General features: G+C 43.2%; 22 protein-coding genes. 2 read left to right on the top strand and 20 right to left on the bottom strand.

Going from position 1 to position 18,616, the window contains the following annotated elements:
* Window positions 1-86: 86 nt before the first annotated feature.
* Window positions 87-692: a hypothetical protein gene (locus DXA87_RS12185; RefSeq protein ID WP_117504595.1), complete on the bottom strand. Its 606-nt coding sequence runs from the start codon at window positions 690-692 to the stop codon at window positions 87-89.
* Between the two features lie 14 nt (window positions 693-706).
* Entirely contained in the window at window positions 707-1,240 is a 534-nt protein-coding gene (locus DXA87_RS12180; RefSeq protein ID WP_117504593.1) for a helix-turn-helix transcriptional regulator, read from the bottom strand.
* Between the two features lie 335 nt (window positions 1,241-1,575).
* On the opposite strand from DXA87_RS12180, the gene DXA87_RS12175 reads away from it, so the two are divergent.
* Both DXA87_RS12175 and DXA87_RS12170 read left to right on the top strand, forming a co-directional pair.
* Window positions 1,576-1,797: a hypothetical protein gene (locus DXA87_RS12175; RefSeq protein ID WP_022356662.1), complete on the top strand. Its 222-nt coding sequence runs from the start codon at window positions 1,576-1,578 to the stop codon at window positions 1,795-1,797.
* Between the two features lie 17 nt (window positions 1,798-1,814).
* Window positions 1,815-2,804 carry a site-specific integrase gene (locus DXA87_RS12170; protein ID WP_117504591.1) on the top strand — a complete coding sequence of 330 codons (990 nt, stop codon included), beginning with the start codon at window positions 1,815-1,817 and terminating at the stop codon, window positions 2,802-2,804.
* 23 nt (window positions 2,805-2,827) lie between these two features.
* On the opposite strand, the gene DXA87_RS12165 is transcribed toward DXA87_RS12170, so the two are convergent.
* From DXA87_RS12165 to DXA87_RS12075, 18 genes are all read right to left on the bottom strand, one after another.
* Window positions 2,828-4,369: a recombinase family protein gene (locus DXA87_RS12165; protein WP_117468782.1), complete on the bottom strand. Its 1,542-nt coding sequence runs from the start codon at window positions 4,367-4,369 to the stop codon at window positions 2,828-2,830.
* On the bottom strand, window positions 4,354-6,003 hold the full coding sequence (locus tag DXA87_RS12160) for a recombinase family protein (protein ID WP_117504589.1): 1,650 nt from the start codon (window positions 6,001-6,003) through the stop codon (window positions 4,354-4,356). Before DXA87_RS12160 ends, DXA87_RS12165 begins: the two co-directional genes overlap by 16 nt.
* On the bottom strand, window positions 6,004-7,632 hold the full coding sequence (locus DXA87_RS12155; protein WP_117504587.1) for a recombinase family protein: 1,629 nt from the start codon (window positions 7,630-7,632) through the stop codon (window positions 6,004-6,006). It abuts the gene before it with no gap.
* A gap of 135 nt (window positions 7,633-7,767) precedes the next feature.
* Complete coding sequence (locus tag DXA87_RS12150) at window positions 7,768-7,983, bottom strand: DUF6870 family protein (RefSeq protein WP_005361189.1); 216 nt, start codon at window positions 7,981-7,983, stop codon at window positions 7,768-7,770.
* Window positions 7,984-8,583: 600 nt separating this feature from the next.
* On the bottom strand, window positions 8,584-9,006 hold the full coding sequence (locus tag DXA87_RS12140; RefSeq protein ID WP_015542925.1) for a hypothetical protein: 423 nt from the start codon (window positions 9,004-9,006) through the stop codon (window positions 8,584-8,586).
* A 505-nt stretch (window positions 9,007-9,511) separates the two neighbouring features.
* Window positions 9,512-9,904: a winged helix-turn-helix domain-containing protein gene (locus DXA87_RS12135; protein WP_117504585.1), complete on the bottom strand. Its 393-nt coding sequence runs from the start codon at window positions 9,902-9,904 to the stop codon at window positions 9,512-9,514.
* Window positions 9,905-10,035: 131 nt separating this feature from the next.
* On the bottom strand, window positions 10,036-10,293 hold the full coding sequence (locus tag DXA87_RS12130; RefSeq protein WP_117504583.1) for a sugar ABC transporter permease: 258 nt from the start codon (window positions 10,291-10,293) through the stop codon (window positions 10,036-10,038).
* Window positions 10,294-10,868: 575 nt separating this feature from the next.
* Entirely contained in the window at window positions 10,869-11,492 is a 624-nt protein-coding gene (locus DXA87_RS12125; RefSeq protein WP_025580950.1) for a VanZ family protein, read from the bottom strand.
* A gap of 80 nt (window positions 11,493-11,572) precedes the next feature.
* Window positions 11,573-11,752, bottom strand: coding sequence for a cysteine-rich KTR domain-containing protein (locus DXA87_RS12120; RefSeq protein ID WP_074021989.1), 180 nt, complete (start codon window positions 11,750-11,752; stop codon window positions 11,573-11,575).
* 128 nt (window positions 11,753-11,880) lie between these two features.
* Entirely contained in the window at window positions 11,881-12,531 is a 651-nt protein-coding gene (locus DXA87_RS12115; RefSeq protein ID WP_117468893.1) for an ABC-2 transporter permease, read from the bottom strand.
* Window positions 12,524-13,384 (bottom strand): ABC transporter ATP-binding protein, encoded by an 861-nt coding sequence (locus DXA87_RS12110; RefSeq protein WP_004611597.1) that lies wholly within the window; start codon window positions 13,382-13,384, stop codon window positions 12,524-12,526. Before DXA87_RS12110 ends, DXA87_RS12115 begins: the two co-directional genes overlap by 8 nt.
* Window positions 13,377-13,760 (bottom strand): GntR family transcriptional regulator, encoded by a 384-nt coding sequence (locus DXA87_RS12105; RefSeq protein ID WP_002578893.1) that lies wholly within the window; start codon window positions 13,758-13,760, stop codon window positions 13,377-13,379. The genes DXA87_RS12110 and DXA87_RS12105 overlap by 8 nt, the downstream gene beginning before the upstream one ends.
* 262 nt (window positions 13,761-14,022) lie before the next feature.
* Complete coding sequence (locus DXA87_RS12100; RefSeq protein WP_117504581.1) at window positions 14,023-15,432, bottom strand: relaxase/mobilization nuclease domain-containing protein; 1,410 nt, start codon at window positions 15,430-15,432, stop codon at window positions 14,023-14,025.
* An 88-nt stretch (window positions 15,433-15,520) separates the two neighbouring features.
* Window positions 15,521-15,811 (bottom strand): CD1845 family protein, encoded by a 291-nt coding sequence (locus tag DXA87_RS12095; RefSeq protein ID WP_117504579.1) that lies wholly within the window; start codon window positions 15,809-15,811, stop codon window positions 15,521-15,523.
* Window positions 15,812-15,896: 85 nt separating this feature from the next.
* A complete protein-coding gene (gene mobC, locus DXA87_RS12090; RefSeq protein WP_117468891.1) occupies window positions 15,897-16,241 on the bottom strand; it encodes a plasmid mobilization relaxosome protein MobC in 345 nt (114 codons plus the stop codon).
* Entirely contained in the window at window positions 16,238-16,936 is a 699-nt protein-coding gene (locus tag DXA87_RS12085) for a hypothetical protein (protein ID WP_117504577.1), read from the bottom strand. The genes mobC and DXA87_RS12085 overlap by 4 nt, the downstream gene beginning before the upstream one ends.
* Entirely contained in the window at window positions 16,936-17,856 is a 921-nt protein-coding gene (locus DXA87_RS12080; RefSeq protein ID WP_117504575.1) for a DUF4316 domain-containing protein, read from the bottom strand. The genes DXA87_RS12085 and DXA87_RS12080 overlap by 1 nt, the downstream gene beginning before the upstream one ends.
* Window positions 17,857-17,869: 13 nt before the next feature.
* On the bottom strand, window positions 17,870-18,502 hold the full coding sequence (locus DXA87_RS12075) for a hypothetical protein (protein WP_117504573.1): 633 nt from the start codon (window positions 18,500-18,502) through the stop codon (window positions 17,870-17,872).
* Between the last annotated feature and the right edge of the window lie 114 nt (window positions 18,503-18,616).

The following is an 18,616-nucleotide window of genomic DNA, read 5'->3' as shown; positions in this document are numbered from 1 at the left end:
TGGTTGTGCAACAAATAAATCCATATTTATCTAAAAAGCCCTTAGCTGTGGGTATAAAACGCATGGCTAAGGGCTTTTTGTCGTCTTTATGCTGCTTGTTCAAAAATTTGTTTTTGCATATTCAAATAATATTTCAAATCATCAGAGGTTTTCTTTTTAAAATATTTTGGTCGGTTTATGGAATTTGTATTAAAGTTATTAGCTTCAGCTAAGCGTTTAGTGAAATCAAATATGCAGTTTATTAAATCACTAAATTGAGCTGCTGAAATATTGAGGTTAATAGATTTTTTTTGAGTGTTGTTTTCGATTACTTCGATGGAACTAATGAGACTGTTCAATATGTCAAGGTTCAAAGTGCCATTACGAGCAGCGTCTAAATACTCCTGTAAAGCTAATCCAAATTGCTTATCGAGTTTTTTCTGCTTACGATGTGCAATATAGCCAACTGTACCAGCAATAGTACCTCCAGCAATGAGGACACCGCTTATTATGAAGGTTCCTTTTTGATGTGCTCGAACAAAATCAATAGCTTTTGATGCACTTTTTTTAGTTGCATCAGCCACTGTAGGAATATGTTTAGCCACTCTTTTTGTATTGGCATTTTTAGCTAAGCCGTATAACTCTAAGGTACCTGCTTTAATACCTTGATACGTTTTATCATCTATATTGAGGTAAATAGGAACGACAGGCATTTTATTTTCCCCCTTTATTTATCTGGTTTGAGTCGGTCTTGGAACATTTCGACCAGAGCATCGCTAAGCGCCTGCGAAGGAACTTTTGCCCATGTTTGCGTAGTATCAAACTCCGGGTAGTGGTAACGCCACTCATCGTATTTGTCTTTACTGATTTCTTCAGAAGATAGCTTGTCAGCCTGCTCTTTCCAGGCATACAGCATTTTCCGGAGTTCGTGAGCGTCTTTGCCTTTGGAAGTATCGACTTTCAGACAGATTTCTCCGTCTGATTCACTGACAGTCAGACCGTACAAATCTTCAAGGGTAAACAAAGTGTGCATCAGTCCGATATAGCTGTCAATGTCAGGCACATCGAGGGCATGAGGGGAAACATCCAGAGCCTGTGCCAGTGCAGCAGTAAGTTCTGCTTTCGGTTTTCTTGTTCCTGTTTCGTATTGTGCTAAACGTACATCGGCACTTCGCTCAGGAAAGCCGACAATCGTACCAAGATATTTTTGTGTCATTCCACGCAGAATGCGGAAAAAATGTATTCTTTCTCCAATCGCCATAACGTGTCCACTCCTTGTATGTATTTTACAATGAGTATAGCAGATATGTTTAGGAAAAGTCAAGATAATGCAAAACAAAAAAGCTTAATATTTTCCGGAAAGCCACTTGACACAAACAAATATGCTTAGTATAATGGACTTGAAATTAAGCAAATAAGCTTAATAAAAACAAAATGACCGTCCGAACAGTATAAACCGCCAAGACCTTGCCAGACAGCAAGCGAGCGCCTGACATATTATGATATATCGGGACAGCACAGTGCCGAACAGGGAATACCTGCTGGAACTTCATTCGGATAGAACGGCGATAAAAAATGAAAGAAAGGACTGATTATATGAAAAACAGATTTATTTGTGCCGAAGAAGTGGCACAGGAACTAAGCGTATCAAAGCCGTATGCCTACAAGCTCATCCGTCAGTTGAATGAGGAACTGAAAGCAAAAGGCTTTATTACAATTTCAGGGCGGGTAAACCGCCAGTATTTCTATGAAAGACTCTACGGAGCAGGAAATCCCCAAGGGGATACCACTATGTCCTACAAGGCAGGACAGGAATAAGGAAAGGAGGATGAATAATGCCGGTATTCAAGAACGAGAGCAATGGAACATGGTATGTGATGGCGAGATATGTCAACTGGAAAGGCGAACGCAAGCAGAAATGTAAGCGTGGATTTGCTACCAAGAAAGAAGCACAGGAATGGGAGCGAATGTTCCAGTTACAGAACTCCTCTGATATGGATATGAGTTTTGAAGCCTTTACCGAATTGTATATCCGGGATATGAAAAGCCGTCTGAAAGAGAACACATGGCTGACAAAGGAGCATATCATCCGCACGAAGATTTTGCCTTATTTCGGCAAGCTGAAAATCAGTGAGATTTCCACAAAAGAGGTTATCGCATGGCAGAATGAGATGCTTGCCTATCGGGATGAAAAGAAAAAGCCATACTCACAGACCTATCTGAAAACGCTGCACAATCAGTTGTCTGCTATCTTTAATCATGCGGTGCGGTATTATGAGCTGCGTTCCAATCCAGCCGCTAAAGCGGGAAATATGGGAAGTGAGGAACACAAGGAAATGCTGTTCTGGACGAAAGAAGAATACAAGAAATTCTCATTTGAGATGATGGACAAGCCTGTTTCCTTTTACGCTTTTGAAATGCTCTACTGGTGTGGTATCCGGGAGGGCGAACTGTTGGCACTGATCGCCGCTGACTTTGATTTTGAAAAAGAAACGGTCAGAATCAACAAGTCCTATCAACGATTACACGGAGAAGATGTGATTACCACACCGAAAACAAAGAAAAGTAACCGCATTATCAAAATGCCGAAGTTCCTCTGTGAAGAAATGCAGGAGTATTTGCAGATGCTTTACGGACTGAAGAAGAAAGAACGAATCTTCACAGTCACAAAAAGTTATCTTCATCACGAGATGGACAGAGGTGCGAAAGCTGCAGGAGTAAAGCGAATCCGTATTCATGATTTACGACACCCGTATGTCAAGCCCACGACAAAAAAATTTATAACTTTTTTTGAAGTTTTCGGGCAGCCTCATAGCTGCCCATAGCTGTTTCAAATGGGGGTTCACGGTTATACCTCCTTTTCGGATTCCTTTGTTTCTAAGAAATCCTGTGTTGCATATTCAATCTCAATCCGATCTCCTGGAAAGACGTAAACTTTGTTGATAAGCCGGTCAATCAGAGCTTTTGTCAGCATGTTGGCGTTTCCGACTTCCTGCATAATTTCCTGTTGTTTCAACTTGATCTCATAATCACTTTTTATCTGCTTTGTCTGTGCAGTAATGACAGCATGAACATTTTTGGCTTGTACCAGTTCCGTGTCATAAACCGCTTTTCGTGTTCGATAGGTTTCCAAATCAATCTCTCCGAGTGCATACTGCTCATAAAGATGCCGCTTGCTGTCTTGAATAGAACGGAGTTTTTCTTCATGTTCGGCCTGCTGGACTGTCTGCAAATCCAATTTATCCTTATTGCTGTCAATTCCCAATGCCGGACACATCTGAGCCCGAATTGTTTCAAATACAACCTGCTCCAGATCAGCCATCTTTATGCGCACACCATGACAAGGAAGCGTTTCAGCCACCTCGGAATGACGGCAATAAAACCACGCACCATTTCGTAGAGACATTGCATGATCGCAGCATCCACAGAATACCTTACCACGGAGCAGATAATCACGCGGCTTTTTATTTGACAGAGAGAAACGCTTAATAGAAGCATTGGCTTTCTCAAATAGATCCACACTTATAATAGCCGGATGATGGTTCGGTATTTTGAACCACTCACTTTCATCCTTTAACTGTGTATGTCGGCTGCCAATCTCTTTTACCTTTCTCTTGCCAATTACATAGGTACCGATATATCTTTGATCTTCTAAAATACGCAGGACCGTTGATGTACTCCAAACGCCGTTTGTTCGGGAAACATTGTAATAGTCCTTGCCTTTAAGTTTGCGATATTCCCCAGGGGTGGGGATATTCATGGCATACAGTTTTCTTGTGATCTCGGCTGCGGTGTTGCCTTCAGACGCCCATTGAAATATCATCTGCACATTCGGGGCAACATCCTCGTCCAGTTCCATACGTCCGTCTGCACTCTTGCGATAGCCGTAAGGACAGATGACACTCTGATATTCTCCACGACGCATCTTTGCATATTTTGCACTTTTGGTTTTCATGGACATATCCCGGCTATAACACTCGCTAATAAGATACTTGAAAGCAATATCAATCCCTCCGGTGTCACCTTTGAAATTAGCTGTGTCAAAATCATCACTGACGGAAATAAAACGGGTGTGATAAAGAGGAAATACCCGCTCAATAAAATAGCCGGTTTCAATGCTGTTACGTCCAAATCGGGAAAGGTCTTTTACAATAATACAGTTGATTTTTCCGGCCTGAACCATTGTTAAAAGTTCCTGCACCGCCGGACGCTCAAAGTTTGTCCCTGTATGACCGTTGTCAATAAATTCCAAAATCTCACTGCAATCCCATTCTGGCAGAGACATAGCTTTTTCACGAAGAATCAGTTTTTGATTTGGTATGCTCAAACTTTCAGTTTTGAAATCTTCCACAGAAAGACGGATATAAAGGGCAATCACATAGTTGCGCACGGTTCCACCGCCTTTCCCTGAAATTCATTTTTGAAACGGAAGGTCACATGAATATTCCGCTCGTGATCGATCTCAATTCGTTCAATGAGCCGTTCGATCAGTTCTGCAGTCAGCACATGATCCTGTGCCAGTGTTTTTGCATCCTTTTCCATTGCACGGTATCGGGCAAGCTGGTTGTCCAGGGAGTCCATAGATTTTTCAAATACTTCAATCTCACCAGACAGAGCCTTGATAGCATATTCATAATCCGCCTTCAATTCAAAGTATTCATCATTTGTCAAAATACCCTGCACAATATTTTCATATAGACCACGGATCAGCCGGCGTGTTTTTTCAATTTCCTGCCGTTTGGCCGACATCTGAATTTTCAGCTTATCTTTTTCCTGTTTTTGTCTTGCCTCCAACTGAAAGAGAGGCAGCGACATTCCCAGCGCAACTGTCAGCTCTTTTTCAAGAATAGCCGTAACAGTAGAAATCAGTTCCTTTTCCTGCATCGTTGCGCCTTTGCAGCTATCTTTTTCTACCCGGCTGTTTGTAAGGCAGTGGAACCAATAAGTATCGGGGCCTTTCCGGCGCTCGGCACGTTGCCGGTGAAGGCTTCTGCCACAATCAGCACAGAACACTTTGCCTTTGAAAATGTTTGGCGTGTAGGGGCGTTTTGGAGTTGCTTTGCTTTCTTCACAGATCTGTTTTCTGTATTCCTGAACTGCATTAAACAATTCATAGCTAATGATCGGTTCATGGGTGCATTTGGCAATAATCAGATTATCTTCTCCAGCCTTGACCTGCTGATGATCTACAATCTTTGTTTTTCCTTGCACCAGATCGCCTGTATAGGCTTCGCTTTCTAAAATTTTCATCACTGTACGGGTCTGCCATTTGCCGCTTCCGATCAGGCCCGGACTGGTAATCTCGCCAGTAGCCTTTTTATAATGGCTCGGTGCCGGAATCCCCATCTCATTTAGATTGCGGACAATCCGGTTCAGAGACACATGCTCATGTGCCCATTCAAAAATCTGTTTTACCACAGGGGCAGTATTTTCATCAACCAGAAGTTTATGGCAATTATCAGGGTCTTTCCTGTAACCGTAAGGTGCCCGTGCACCAATATAGTCGCCATCTTTCATAGCCTGCCGCGCCTGTGCTTTGATTTTTCGTCCAATGTCCAGAGCATAGGCTTCATTGATCATATTTTTCAAAGGCAGCATGATACCACCATGAAGATTTCCGGAATCCGCTGTGTCAAACTGATCCGTAACAGCAATGAACCGAACATTATGTGCATGAAAATATTGTTCGATATAATAACCTGTGTCAATAGAATTTCGCCCTAATCGGGAAAGATCCTTAACAATCACACAGTTAATGTGGCCTGCTTCAATATCAGATAGCATTTGCTGAAATCCAGGGCGGTGAAAATTTGTCCCTGTTGCTCCGTTGTCGATATAAGTATCATACACAACGAAGTCCGGTTTATCCGAAAGAAAGTCATTCAGTACCAGTTTTTGGTTTTCTACTGAGCAGCCTCGCTTTTTGTTATCCTCCACAGAAAGACGGATATACAGAGCCACATGTACATACAAAGATGGTGCCGGCATAGGAACTGCCGTCTGTTTTCTGCTTTTTCTTGCCATTTAACCCACCATCCTTTCTTCATTTTTTGTAGCAATCTGTTTTGCCAAAAAGATTGCTTTCTGATATTCATCCTGGTAATTAAATTCAATATGCAGTTCATCTTTACCCATTACCCGTATGCTTCGGATAAGCTGCATGACTGCCCGACGGTCAATATCCTCCATAGTAGAAAATTTCATAAAATGGTTGATCCAACGGTTTCGTTCGCTTCGGTTTTCTAATACATCTGTAAGTTTTTCGTTCCATTCAGCGATTGCTTTTTGGAACAGTTCAATATCTGCATTGTATTTTCGCTTGTAAGAGAGAAATTCTTCCTTTGTCAGAATTCCACTTACCAGATTTTCATAGAGTTTTGCCTTAAAGCCCTCGGTCTGTGCCACACGCTTCTCATTTACTCTGATCTGTGCGGCATATTCCTGCGCCAATTCCCGGTTAATCCGTTCTTGACTGATACTGGACAGCAGGGCATCCAGAGAAGCAACATTTTCAATATGTCCTTTCAAACTGTCCTGTACACATTCAATCAGATCCGACTCTTTCAGCATGACCGACGATGTGCAGCCATTCTTTTTGCCGGTCGGGCAGTAATAATAGTGATACTCTTTATCTTTATAGCGGTTCGTCTTGCGGGTCATACGGCAGCCACAGCAGCCGCAGATCAAAATGCCGGAAAACAGGTAAACCTTATCCGATTTGGGAGAAGTCCTTGTGTCAATCCTGCGGAGCCTTTGCACCAGATCAAAATCGTGCTTTTGTATGATTGCCTCATGGGTTCCCTCCACACGAATCCATTCCGAAGAAGGTTTGTCCTCACGCTCTTTTAATTTGAAATGGGGCGTTGTCTGCTTGCCCTGGACCAGTGTTCCGGTGTAAGTTTCATCTTGTAAAATGCGGATGATTGTAGTTGCAGACCATTTGCAATCCTTTCGGTCTGTATAGCCACCTTTTGCATGAGGCATTCCGTGATTGCGCTTATACGCCAACGGTGAAAGAATTCCTAATCGGTTCAGTTCATCCGCTATATGGGAAGCGCTGAATCCTTCCAGCCGTTTTCTGAAAATATCCCGCACAACATTGGCAGCATATTCGTCTACTTCCAGGCTCTTGTGTTTATCGCCGGCTTTCACATAACCATAGATGGTAAAAGCACCCACAAAATCCCCGCTGCGCCGTTTTACTTCCAGGGCGCTCCGTGTCTTAACGGAAATATCCCGACAGTAAGCCTCATTCATAATGTTTTTGACAGAAACTGTGAGATCATCGGCAGCGTCATTTTCCGTATCTACATTATCGTTAATTGCGATAAAACGCACTCCATAGGCTGGAAATACTCTGCGCATATAACGGCCTGTTTCTATGTACTCACGACCTAAGCGGGAGAGGTCTTTGACAATCACGCAGTTAGCTTCGCCTTGTTCGATCATCCGCATCATTTCCTGAAATGCCGGGCGATCAAACAAAACTCCACTATAACCATCGTCAATTTTTTCTGCCACAACCTCAATTTCCGGGTGTCGGGCTATGTAATCATCGATCAGGCGCCGCTGATTGGCAACGCTGTCACTTTCTACTGTTTTATCATCCGTATAAGAAAGACGGATGTACTTAATCGCTTTGTAAACCTGCATAAAAAAACACTCCTTTCGTTGCACAGAAAAATCCCCGCAATTCAAGAAGTGTGGTTATGCCATATTCAATTCCTTTTCCGATTCTTATTCTACCATGCTTTTACGGAAAAGTCAGCCCCTTTCTTAAAATTGCGCCTATCGTAAAATACCCTTGATACATTCTTCCAGGGTAGCTCCTTCAGCAGAAAAGCTGGCCTGTACAGTAAAACGGCCACACTTAAAATGGTATGGATTTTTTATCTGCTGAACAAATTCTGCAATCCGTTCATCACGGGAAAGTTCTTTGTTGACAGAGACATCCCGAATGTCTACCAGCGTACCCACTTCACTGACAATGGTGTTCAATTCCATAGTATCAACTCCCTTCTGAAAACTGTGTTATCAAAACCACATGAATAGGTCGGATCTATGGTTATTGCACACATAAATCCGGCCCATTATATCTGATTTCGATTTTACTGCCGTATTTGCCACGCACCCCGGCAAGTCCTTCTGTTATAAGGACGGGGCTGTTACAGGCTGCGGGTAGCGTCACCGCATCATAGTCCCACATACGCCGCCGCTTTGCCAGAGCAAGCAAACGCCGCAGGAACTCTCCCCAAGTCTTTAGGAAGCTGTGAAGAAGTACCATTATGATCTGTGTCGTTATCGCGTCCGGCTTGCCACAACCGGTTTCGTAGGTTGCGTTTATCGCTCGGACAGCTTGGATTCATCACCTCCTTAGGCTGCCTGTCACCGCGCCGCCCCATCTGCCGCTCGGAACACAGAATGAAGTACCTGTAACAGCGTATATTCGGTTGTCAAGGAACAAGCAAGGGGCATGGCAGACAAATTGATATTGCAGTTGGGGTGGGAGGATGTATATGCTTCCTTACCACACCCGTCCAGCTTGTCCCACCGAATATGTCCCTCTACTATTCAGTACATTTTTAGGGGCAAAGTTGCCGTCTGTTATAAAATTTCTTTGAAATATTTTTCCAGACTACGCAATCCGGCTTCAATAGAACGGGTGATCCGGCTTTTGTGTGTTCCTTCCGCTTTGGCAATATCTGCTTTGCTCATGCCAAGAAAAAAGTGTGCATAGATCCGTTGGCGCTGCTTTACCGGAAGTTTGGAAAGACCTTTATAAATCAACTCCGTCATTTGACGCTGTTCCCAAATTTCTGCCGGGTTAAGAGGCTTTTGCAATATCTCACGCTCAATACCTTCGTCTCGATCCAGAGAGTAAAATGCTTTATAGCGGTATGTACGAATCCGATAGGCTTCTTCCAACAACATATATTCCCGAAGCAACAAAGCAACTTCATCCGGCACCTCAACGATCATGTCCTGTGTATAATACGGGTAATAATCCCGAAGATTGATTTTCTTCATAGTAATTTCCTCCAATTTCGATGTTTGAGTTGATGGCAAAAATCGAAACCAGAGGGTGGGCTGCGGCAGCGATAAGGTCTAAGTCTCTTTCTGATTAAAAAAAGGGTACAAAAAAGCGCGCCCGTACAAAGAACAGGCGCGCCAAAGCAACAGTATGAAATTTTTCCGGGAGGTTGACAGCGAAAATGCTCAAACTTTGTCGAAACCAAAAACGCCACAATCCATACGAGCTGGACTACGACGTATAGGTGACTGAATGTAAAGCAGTTTATCTGCGGATCTGTGTTGCATAGACGCATAGGCATTTCCTCCCATCAAGGAGGGGCCTGAATCGGCTGCTTGATACCTCCTTGGGAGAAAATTATATCGATTATGTTTCCTGTATCAGTCCGCAGACATTCGCTTTTTACTCTTTATATTCGCAATTTTCTACATATTCTGCTCCTTAGAATATATGCTGCAAAAAGCAAGCCCACAAGGGGAACCGACACCTTGTGGGCTCATATTATAGTTGTTCAAATTTATAGCCGATCCCGGCGACACTCTCAATGTAGTTTGGAAGATCCGGTTCAAAACGCAATTTCTTACGCAACTTACTCATATGATTATGAATCGCTTTTCTCGAATAGAAATCACAATCCTCTTTCCAAACCAAATCGGTAATCAGTTCGTAAGTAAAAACACGTTTGGGATTGGCAATGAGCAATGCCAGTATATCAAACTCCTTACTTGTCAAGTTGATAATCCGTTCCCTAACCCTGACAGTGCGGTGTTCCAGACATAGATAAAGCTCGCCTTCTTGTATTTCTGTAAGAGGATTCTTCTCTGCTGCGGAGAAAGTGTGACAGGAATTGAATACTGTTCCATGACTGACTCCTTGTTCCAAAATATATTGCATTAGAGCATTCTTTTGTTCCTCGTTAAGAAGCAGAAATAACTTTTCACCAATCTTCTTGCCGGATTCTTCAATATCAAAAACAGCTAATGTCCCATCACATCATCACCTCCATATTTTGATAAATTTATTGATTAGAGCTCAATTCTTGCTTTCGATGGCTTATCTTCCCAATAGGTAACTTTAATCGTTGTTCCCTTGTCAGGAACGTTGTTTCCTGCACCAATCCATTTTCGGCAGATGTAATCTTTACCGTCTATCGTATATTTGACCTTGATAGTATGCGGAAAGGCTGCGCCATCCATCGCATGAACGCGGGCAGGTTTACGATTCACTTTTAACCACCATTGTTTTGTAACTGAAATTACAGTTCCCATTGTTTCTTTTTCCATAAGTTATACCTCCAATGATATTTTTGATTGATGATACCTATTTTCTATTCAGCCTTTTCTTTGTTTGTAGTAAAAGCGGAACGCTGCTGCGCCGGTGGCCGCCAACTGTACCAGAATCAGCACAGCAAACAGACCGAAGCTCTCATAGTAGAACAGTTATTTTAAAAAAATATAGTCTGTTCAAATGATGCCATTTATTGTATTCTAAATTTGTAGGTAAGCTGAACGGGTAACTTACCAAGGGATAGCGGCAACAGATGTCTATCTAACCATACTACCATTGAGATCGAAAAGTATGAATTGAAGAGTACAATAATAGGGTTGATTGAGGATCAACTTTTATTTTTTGTACCTTCATGTTAGAAGCCGTTGTGGACTATTACCTAAAAATAATAGATATAACACAAAGAGAATTATTCAATCTGTCCAAGCATAACAGGAAGGAAAAGATTGAAATTCCATAGGTAGTGGCTTCGTTGACGCGACTAAGTTCAATACGGAAAAATCGGTCTGCAGGTGTGTCAAACAGAAGACACTATTTTTTTATATCTGAGACCGATTGTTTCCGATACAATTTATGGAACATTCAGCACATCATGGACAAACCAAGTCTGAGCCGTGACCATAATGGCAAATGTGCAAATAGCAAAGAGAAGTACTTCAGCCACAGCATTGACACGGCTGGATTGAAGTTGCTTTTTCAGATTGGCAGGCAAGATTCTTGACAGCAGACAATAAACTAAAAATCCAATACAGGCTCCAGCGGTATTTGTCATCAAGTCATTGATGTCGGAAGAACCCCAGCCAAACATCTGGACAATTTCAACAGCCAAAGAAAACAGAAAGCCAGTCAATGCAACCGTCTTCATGTGATGATATTTCTTGTACAGCAGCGGCAGGAAAAATCCCAACGGGACAAACAGAATAATATTCAGAATGGTATCAATTGGCCCAGTTATCATACCGATAAATGGAGTCCAAGAAATGTTCGGGCGAAAGGTCATTGTGCTTGTAAAGCCGATGCCTGTGACGGTCAAAAGTCCGAATAAATAATAACCAAAAACAAACACTGCAGCGGTATGGAGAAAACTTTGTGTTCTCCCCAATTTTTTGAGCCACAAGAAATACAGTACGAAGACTGGAACCATAAACACATACCCACTAATTGAGCGGATGAGAATATCAGAAATTGGTATCATTATTATCTCCTTGTCAAATTCAAATTTATTGCCCATTCCAGCATTGAGCATTTTCTCATAAAGCAAACAGAATACTGTCATTAGTAACGACGGTATTCCCATAATGCTAATCGTAAGTCTAATTGTTCAATGTCGATTAGACATTCACTTTTGCATTTTGGACAAAAGAGAGGAAAATTTTTAAGTACGGTATCTTCCCGAATTTTGTCGCGTGTTTTATTCCCGCAGACTGGGCAGCGGATGAACTCTGTTTTCTCCATATTGTTCACTCCGAATTGCGATCATTCTTTTTCTTATCCCGATATTTCCGTATGAGTTTATTACGGATAGGAACGCCAACACCAAGCAAAAGCACAACTACCAAAATTGTAAAATCCATACAATCACCTCACATTTCTTTGTTCTTCATAATCCGAATGGACAAGAAGATTGAAACCGCATACATCACAACAATAGCAAAAACCGCAAGGAAAACGAGAAGTATCGGAGAAGATTCAACGACTGAAATAATTGAGTTCCCGATAGCTGGCATTTTAGAGAGAAGAAGTAAAGTCACCAAAAAACCGGCCACTGGAATATACATAAATACCCGTCCTTTGATTGAGCCGTACTTGTAATATCCCGGAATCTGGAACACGGTATAGAGTGCAAATAAGAATACTCCTGCAATAGCGGCAGTTACAATATCAAATACGCCAACTGTTTCACCCAGCACTTTCAAGACAAGCGGCTGTGCAATCAAAGAAATAATCAAGGAAAGAAGCCCCATTGCAAGGACAAAAACATAGCGTCCGATCACAAGCTCGCTTTTACGAACAGGTAAAATACCAAACAGACGATCCATGCTGTTTTTTTCTGTGATGGAAAAGGTATATCCCGTCGTCATGGCAATAAAGCACATAGCAAATGATACCCCTGTCAGCAAAGAACGATTGATTGCGGCAAACACAATCGGCAGGAGCAGGGTAAAGCAAATCGTCTTAAAATATGGTTTTACCAATGCAATATCTAATTTTGTGGATTTCAAAATATTACTCATAATCGTCACCTTTCTTGCTTGTAAACACTACAATTTCATCAATGGTGGCAGGATCAACGGTCAGGTTAGGGAAACCGCTAATATCTTCGGTTTTCATCAGAGCCTCAAATCCCGTAGGGAATGTACGAATACCAGCCGCCTTATTTTTCAGATCATCGGACAGTTCCTCAATTCCACCTTTTACAATGCGGAACATATCTACAAAATCATCTTTGCTGCCAGTAAAGTACAGCTCGCCATAACTGATGTAGGTAATATAATCGGCTGCACGCTCCAAATCGCCTGTGATATGGGTGGAGAACAAAACACTATGCTCGCCATCTTCAATATACTCTGAAAGAATTTTCAAAAGTTCATCTCTGGAAACCGGATCAAGTCCACTGGTCGGCTCGTCGAGGATCAGCAGTTTGGCGTCGTATGAAAACGCACAGGCAAGCATTAACTTCATCTGCATACCTTTGGAAAGTTCTTTTACCTTTTTGGTTGGTGCAATGTGAAATTTCCGTAACATATCCGCAAATTTCTGGCTGTCCCAATTTGGATAAAATACCGAAATGGATTTTTCAACCTGCGACACTTTCCAATCATCACTGAAATAATTTGTATCGAAAACAACGCCCAGCTCTGATTTTACTTTTTGTTCTTCTGCGATATTATCCAGCCCCATCACTTTGACTGTGCCACCGGTGCGCTTGAGCATATTCAAAATCAGTTTGATTGTCGTTGTTTTGCCAGAACCATTCGGGCCAATCAAGCCCATAATATATCCCTTTGGCAAAGTAAAGCTGATATTGTGAAGCTGAAAAGAATCAAAAGATTTCGAAAGATTCGTTACCTCTAAATAATTAGTCATCTGTTTTTACCTCCGTTAAAATGTCCAAAAGGCGATGTAATTCCTCTGTGGATAGATTTGCCATTCTTGCAGCTTTTATTGCTTCGGTGAGATTGTTTTCTACTTTGCAAATAAGCTGCTCCTTAATCAGTTCTGAACCAGACCCCATTACGAAACATCCACGCCCCTGCACATTTTTAACAAAGCCCTCTTGCTCTAATTCTGTGTATGCCTTTGTCACTGTTAAGACGCTGATCTTTAAGTCTTTGGCAAGTGTTCTAAGGGAGGGCAAAGTTTCTTCGGCTTGAAGCTCGCCAGATAAAATAGCCGCCTTGATCTGCTGTTTAATCTGCTCGTATATGGGGACGCCAGATACATTTGAAATAATCAGTTTCATTTCTGCATCCTCCGTGTGTTTTAACTGTTATGCTGTTGTGTATAACAGTATAACACAAACGCGGCTAAGATGTCAATACATGGAGCTAAACTTACTGGCAAGCAATGCAATCTTACGTAAGATTGCGTATTTAGCAGAAATCCCGTTCCCGGAATTCCTGCTAAATGCTTGTTGGTGACATATCCCCAAACCCCTGAGATCATTGCGGGTGGCAATGGCTGCGCGTTCCGTTGGAACGCTGAAAACGAAAAGCTGACAAACCTTATTGACGTGATTTTTCTGTGCTGCGCTGCGGTAGCGGTGGGGAAGAAATCTCTAATAGATATTCCACATTAGCCCGAACATTATGAAGTTCTTTCATATCATTTTTGGCCTGCTTATAGGCAGAATAGGCTTTCCGTTTTTGTTCCAGAAGATCGGTGTATTCCTCCCGGAGAGATTTAACAGAGGGGAGCTTTTGGATTCCTAGCTCGTCAAAATGATTCTTTGCCGCCTGGTGCAGCAGAATTTCAGCCTCATGTACTATTCGGTATTTTTTGCTGTACCCGGCTTTGCGATATTCTACATAGACAGCCCGCGTTTTCGCATAGTTTACGATCTGCTTTTGTAGCTCGGCATTGGCGTTCATTCTTGACTCTAAATCTTTAATTTGAACGGATAAGGTATTGAAATTAGTGGTAGCGGCGTTGGCTTTTTCCAGAAGATCCTCATAACCCATATCGCCATGTTCTTTTAAGTAGAGCACTGCCTGGGAAAGCTGTTTTAAGTTGAACACTTTTGCCCAACGCTCATAACCGGGACCTTTGCCGGAACGGATTGCAGCCTCTATATCTACCAGCAATCCAACTTTGGAAACCGGTTTTTTTGAAAAAGTATGGCGGGATTTTACTGTCCGTGTACCGGCAATTCGTTCTTTGATGGCCTGTTCTGTATAATCGCCTTTGAGCGTATCGCATCGGGTATAATTTTCTTGTCCCGGAACTCGGAACCGAAGATGTTTTCTTTCACGGTTAACTTCAATCCCGGCAGCCTCCAGCTTCTTTAGAAGTTCCTCAAAATCTTTTGGCATTTCCTCTAATGCAGCATCAATAGCAATACGTATCTGCTCCTGAAAGGAAGGCTGCTTTTTATTTCCCAGCCATGTGCCATAATGCTCCCGGCTGGGTTTCGGATTTTCAACAATCGAAAGTCCATGCTCCAAACACAGCTTGTCATTCATTCGCCGGATTGCCCAGGTAGAGCCCCAGAAGTTGCGAAATTTTTTCTGACAGTCCAGTGTAGTAGAGTTGATAATGATGTGATTATGGACATGGTGCTTATCTACATGGGTACAGACGACAAAGGCATGTTTTCCTTTTGTGAGTTTTAGCGCCAGCTCCCTGCCGATCTGATTGGCTTCTTCCGGCGTAACTTCGCCGGGCTTAAATGCCTGACGGAGATGGTAGGCGATCACATCATCCGCCCCCTGGTTTCTGCCGGTCAGATTTGCATACTGTCGTTTAGAAAGAAGAAACTCTACATCAGCAAGCCGGGTATCACACTCATAGCCATAAATGAATTTTCCAAAATCGGTTTTCTGCGGATTTTCTACATAATCAATAATATCTGCAATCGCAGTAGAGATGTCCCGACCTTTTCCTACATGCAGAGGCATCAGTCTTGTGGTCGCCATTTTCGTCACCTCCTTAACTTAATTTCAATCAGAGAAGTTATAATTGCAGAAAAAGAGCGGGGCTGCCTATGCGCCCCGCCAAATCTGCTTAACCAAATATAAAATCCTTTAAGGCACTGTTTGTCCCGCCAATGATCCCTACCAGCCATGCAGCCGCCAGAGGCAGACCGTATGGACTGATAAGAAAGGCGATCATAAGCCAGGCAAGACCCGGCAAAAATCCTGAGACAAAGAACAGCACCAATGCTGCCAAAAAGATGATCCCGGAAAGAATCCCAAGTACCGCACCGGAAAGGACCACCAAAAATTTACATACCAGATAAAGAATCCCCGTAACCAGCATAAAGGGAAGTGCCAGTAATTTACCTATCAAACGCATACGCTTTGCCTCCTTTCAGAAGGGTATCTGCCCTTATAAAAATTTTACCGTGACGGCAAAAAGAAAGCAACGGCTTTCCGGCTGTTTATGAAATGTTTGCAAATCCCCGGATCAGTTTGTCCATGCCATCCCAAAGGCTGTCCAGACGGGTGCGGATGTCCTCTATATCTGCGGCATAAATATTGCCGGTCTCATTGGCCCGTCTGGTATATTGGTTTAAGTTATTGGAACAAATGCGGAGAAGCCGGATCATTTCTTGAATGTCTCCCATATCAAGGTGAATGATGTAACCGTCTACGGCCATCTTTCGCAGATATGCCGACAGATTGGTAATGCCAAGTTCCGCCATGCGTTCTTTTACCAGTTCGGCCTCCGCTTCGGACATGACAAATTCGACGCGGACAGATTTTTTGTTATGCCTGCCCTTCATCGTTCCAACCCTCTTTTATGAGATGAGACCTCCTGTGTTGAAACCACCGTCTTTGCTCTTTTGAGTTTTTCCCGCAAGGTGGTCTTTTCCAGCTTATCAAGATATTCCTCCAGATTTCCGGCTGCCGCATGATAGCTGCGTTTGAAGCGTTCCCGTTTTAGGATCATCATCAACTCCGGCTCATTTTCTGGCAGATACGTCATTGTTTTAGGTGCTCCATGCTCTGGCATAAGCCGGTTCATAAGCTGTCTCCGTTCCTGATAGGGAATCGTGATAATATTTCCATCCTCAAATGCAACGGCTACATTTCCGATTGGACAGGTCAGTTTTTTCATCCGTTCCACATGTTCTCTGTAATTTAGCGGATAGAGATCGCCAAATATTTTTCCGTCCCTGACTTCTTTCAAAGAGATAGCATAAGCCAAAACGGGATCATTTGTCTGTTCCTGGTAAAACCGCCACACTTTGTTTTCATGGCTGCCCTCCAGATAAACTTCCCGTTCACGCAGGGTATAGGTTCCGCAGGGGCGTGACATCCAAAGAAGCTGTTTATCCTCTGAACGGTCTGACACAGCCAGTTTTGAGATCAGTTCTTTATCCAGGTCAAAGTCCTCTTTATAATGTTGGGTATGAAGATCTACGATACGGGAAAGAGCACCCAGAAGATCTACATCCTCAAATCTTACCCCAGCCATCAGCGTTCCCTTTCCGGCACCGGAGGGATCATCTGCCTTGCTTCATGCTCCGGTTTATCTGCTTTCAGACGGTCCATCAAGGACGGCTTTGCTTCCGGCACGAGCTCCCGGATTTCTTCATCCGTCTGTCCATCTGTCAGATCCGGACGCACAAGAGGTTCGTTGTTCAGCCTGCCATCCAGCATATTGTAGTTGCCGGTTTGTCCTTCCTCATAAAGTTCCGCATTGCGAAGATAACTTTCTGGCGCTTGAAATGGCTGTCCGGCAAACAGGATTTCTCTTTGTGTGGTAAACTGTGCAAGGACGCCATTTTGCAGTCTCGCAAATTCTTCATACTGGCGCAGGGTAAGCCCTCGTTCCAGCATTTCCGTCTGGGTATGCGCCCAGCCTTCTCCATAAAGAAAATAATACATGTCGGGCTGATCACAGACAAAGCACAGGGAACCATCCTGATTGTCATAGTAAGATGGCTGCATATCCTGACAATGGCAGCGTTCCTCACGCCCCAAATACACACGGTTGTCCGCACCCAGCATAGCGACCATGCCTGCGTAATTACTATGAACCGCAGAGCGGATTTCTACCAGCGGATCTGTTTGAGAAGGAATCTGTCTGCCCGGAATCTCATTTTGTTTTTCCGATGCATCATTTCTTGGTGTCACTTCTTCATGGCTGCGTGCATCCAGCTCCGGTTGAGATGTTCCTTTCCGAACAGCACCGGGTTCCGGTTCTTTTTCTTTCACATAGTATCGGACATTTGCTGTCGTATGCTCGTTGGCTTCCTTTGCATAGTTTTCAGCATCGGCTTTGCTATCAAATTCCAACGGTTTTCCATTTTCCTTGCACCAGCTTTGTGCCGGTCCGAAAATAGAAGTGCTGCTTCGTACCGCCCATACACCATAGGTCAGTTTCTTTTCCATTCCGCATCCCTCCTTATCGTTCCTGCTGTTTGGAAGTTTGCTGCTTTTTTACCGGGTCTGCCGGTTTTGTTGCTTTTAGCTGCTGACGGAGAGAATTCTTATGCTCCGGTTCGGAATCTGTGATGTTGACATATTCGCCAATGATACAGAGCGCTTCTCCATAACTGCCGGAAGCAAATACCCGATCAGACATTTCTTTTGCCTGTTCTTTCAGACCATGCTCCCGCAAAGTACGGGAAGCAATACCCAGCAGATTAAAAATGTTCCCATCTGCTCCGATCAGTGGACAATCCGGTTTATCTGCCAACGCTTCCGGTGTTTCTATAAATCCGCCTAAATAATTCGGCACAAAGTCCGACAGCCATGTGCCGCCATAGACTTCATGGGTCTGTAAACGCCACAGGGCAAGTTTTCCTATATCCAGTTTCACATCATCAAACGGGTAAAGCAAACAGGTCAGTTCTCCGTGCTGAAAAGCAAACACATTCTCAAACTGACTGCCATCTTTCAATATGCCTGCCTGTGTCAGCATTTCATTGATTCCGTCTACCCATTCTGTCAGATCCCCGCCACAGCCCTGTAAAATCAGTCCTTCCTTATCCGGCGTACGGCGAAGATCCTCCGCAGTAATCGTGTTGATATTCAAAAAATCGCCTCCTATCGTTTTTGTTAAAATATATGTTTTGTCCGCAACTTAACCTCATTTCAAAGCACTGGAGTATTCTTTGTTAGAGCCCGGAGGAATCGACCACTCAGAGTC

The organism is Desulfotomaculum sp. OF05-3, assembly GCF_003435535.1.
In the GTDB taxonomy this organism is placed as follows: domain Bacteria; phylum Bacillota; class Clostridia; order Lachnospirales; family Lachnospiraceae; genus Pilosibacter; species Pilosibacter fragilis.
Note: the sequence above shows the minus strand (reverse complement) of the source record. Positions and strands in the feature narration are given on the sequence as shown.

Coding starts and splice junctions, on each gene's coding strand:
- DXA87_RS12185 (WP_117504595.1), bottom strand. CDS start 692: ATGCCTGTCGTTCCTATTTACCTCAATATAGATGATAAAACGTATCAA.
- DXA87_RS12180 (WP_117504593.1), bottom strand. CDS start 1,240: ATGGCGATTGGAGAAAGAATACATTTTTTCCGCATTCTGCGTGGAATG.
- DXA87_RS12175 (WP_022356662.1), top strand. CDS start 1,576: ATGAAAAACAGATTTATTTGTGCCGAAGAAGTGGCACAGGAACTAAGC.
- DXA87_RS12170 (WP_117504591.1), top strand. CDS start 1,815: ATGCCGGTATTCAAGAACGAGAGCAATGGAACATGGTATGTGATGGCG.
- DXA87_RS12160 (WP_117504589.1), bottom strand. CDS start 6,003: ATGGCAAGAAAAAGCAGAAAACAGACGGCAGTTCCTATGCCGGCACCA.
- DXA87_RS12155 (WP_117504587.1), bottom strand. CDS start 7,632: ATGCAGGTTTACAAAGCGATTAAGTACATCCGTCTTTCTTATACGGAT.
- DXA87_RS12150 (WP_005361189.1), bottom strand. CDS start 7,983: ATGGAATTGAACACCATTGTCAGTGAAGTGGGTACGCTGGTAGACATT.
- DXA87_RS12140 (WP_015542925.1), bottom strand. CDS start 9,006: ATGAAGAAAATCAATCTTCGGGATTATTACCCGTATTATACACAGGAC.
- DXA87_RS12135 (WP_117504585.1), bottom strand. CDS start 9,904: ATGCAATATATTTTGGAACAAGGAGTCAGTCATGGAACAGTATTCAAT.
- DXA87_RS12130 (WP_117504583.1), bottom strand. CDS start 10,293: ATGGAAAAAGAAACAATGGGAACTGTAATTTCAGTTACAAAACAATGG.
- DXA87_RS12125 (WP_025580950.1), bottom strand. CDS start 11,492: ATGATACCAATTTCTGATATTCTCATCCGCTCAATTAGTGGGTATGTG.
- DXA87_RS12120 (WP_074021989.1), bottom strand. CDS start 11,752: ATGGAGAAAACAGAGTTCATCCGCTGCCCAGTCTGCGGGAATAAAACA.
- DXA87_RS12115 (WP_117468893.1), bottom strand. CDS start 12,531: ATGAGTAATATTTTGAAATCCACAAAATTAGATATTGCATTGGTAAAA.
- DXA87_RS12110 (WP_004611597.1), bottom strand. CDS start 13,384: ATGACTAATTATTTAGAGGTAACGAATCTTTCGAAATCTTTTGATTCT.
- DXA87_RS12105 (WP_002578893.1), bottom strand. CDS start 13,760: ATGAAACTGATTATTTCAAATGTATCTGGCGTCCCCATATACGAGCAG.
- DXA87_RS12100 (WP_117504581.1), bottom strand. CDS start 15,432: ATGGCGACCACAAGACTGATGCCTCTGCATGTAGGAAAAGGTCGGGAC.
- DXA87_RS12095 (WP_117504579.1), bottom strand. CDS start 15,811: ATGCGTTTGATAGGTAAATTACTGGCACTTCCCTTTATGCTGGTTACG.
- mobC (WP_117468891.1), bottom strand. CDS start 16,241: ATGAAGGGCAGGCATAACAAAAAATCTGTCCGCGTCGAATTTGTCATG.
- DXA87_RS12085 (WP_117504577.1), bottom strand. CDS start 16,936: ATGGCTGGGGTAAGATTTGAGGATGTAGATCTTCTGGGTGCTCTTTCC.
- DXA87_RS12080 (WP_117504575.1), bottom strand. CDS start 17,856: ATGGAAAAGAAACTGACCTATGGTGTATGGGCGGTACGAAGCAGCACT.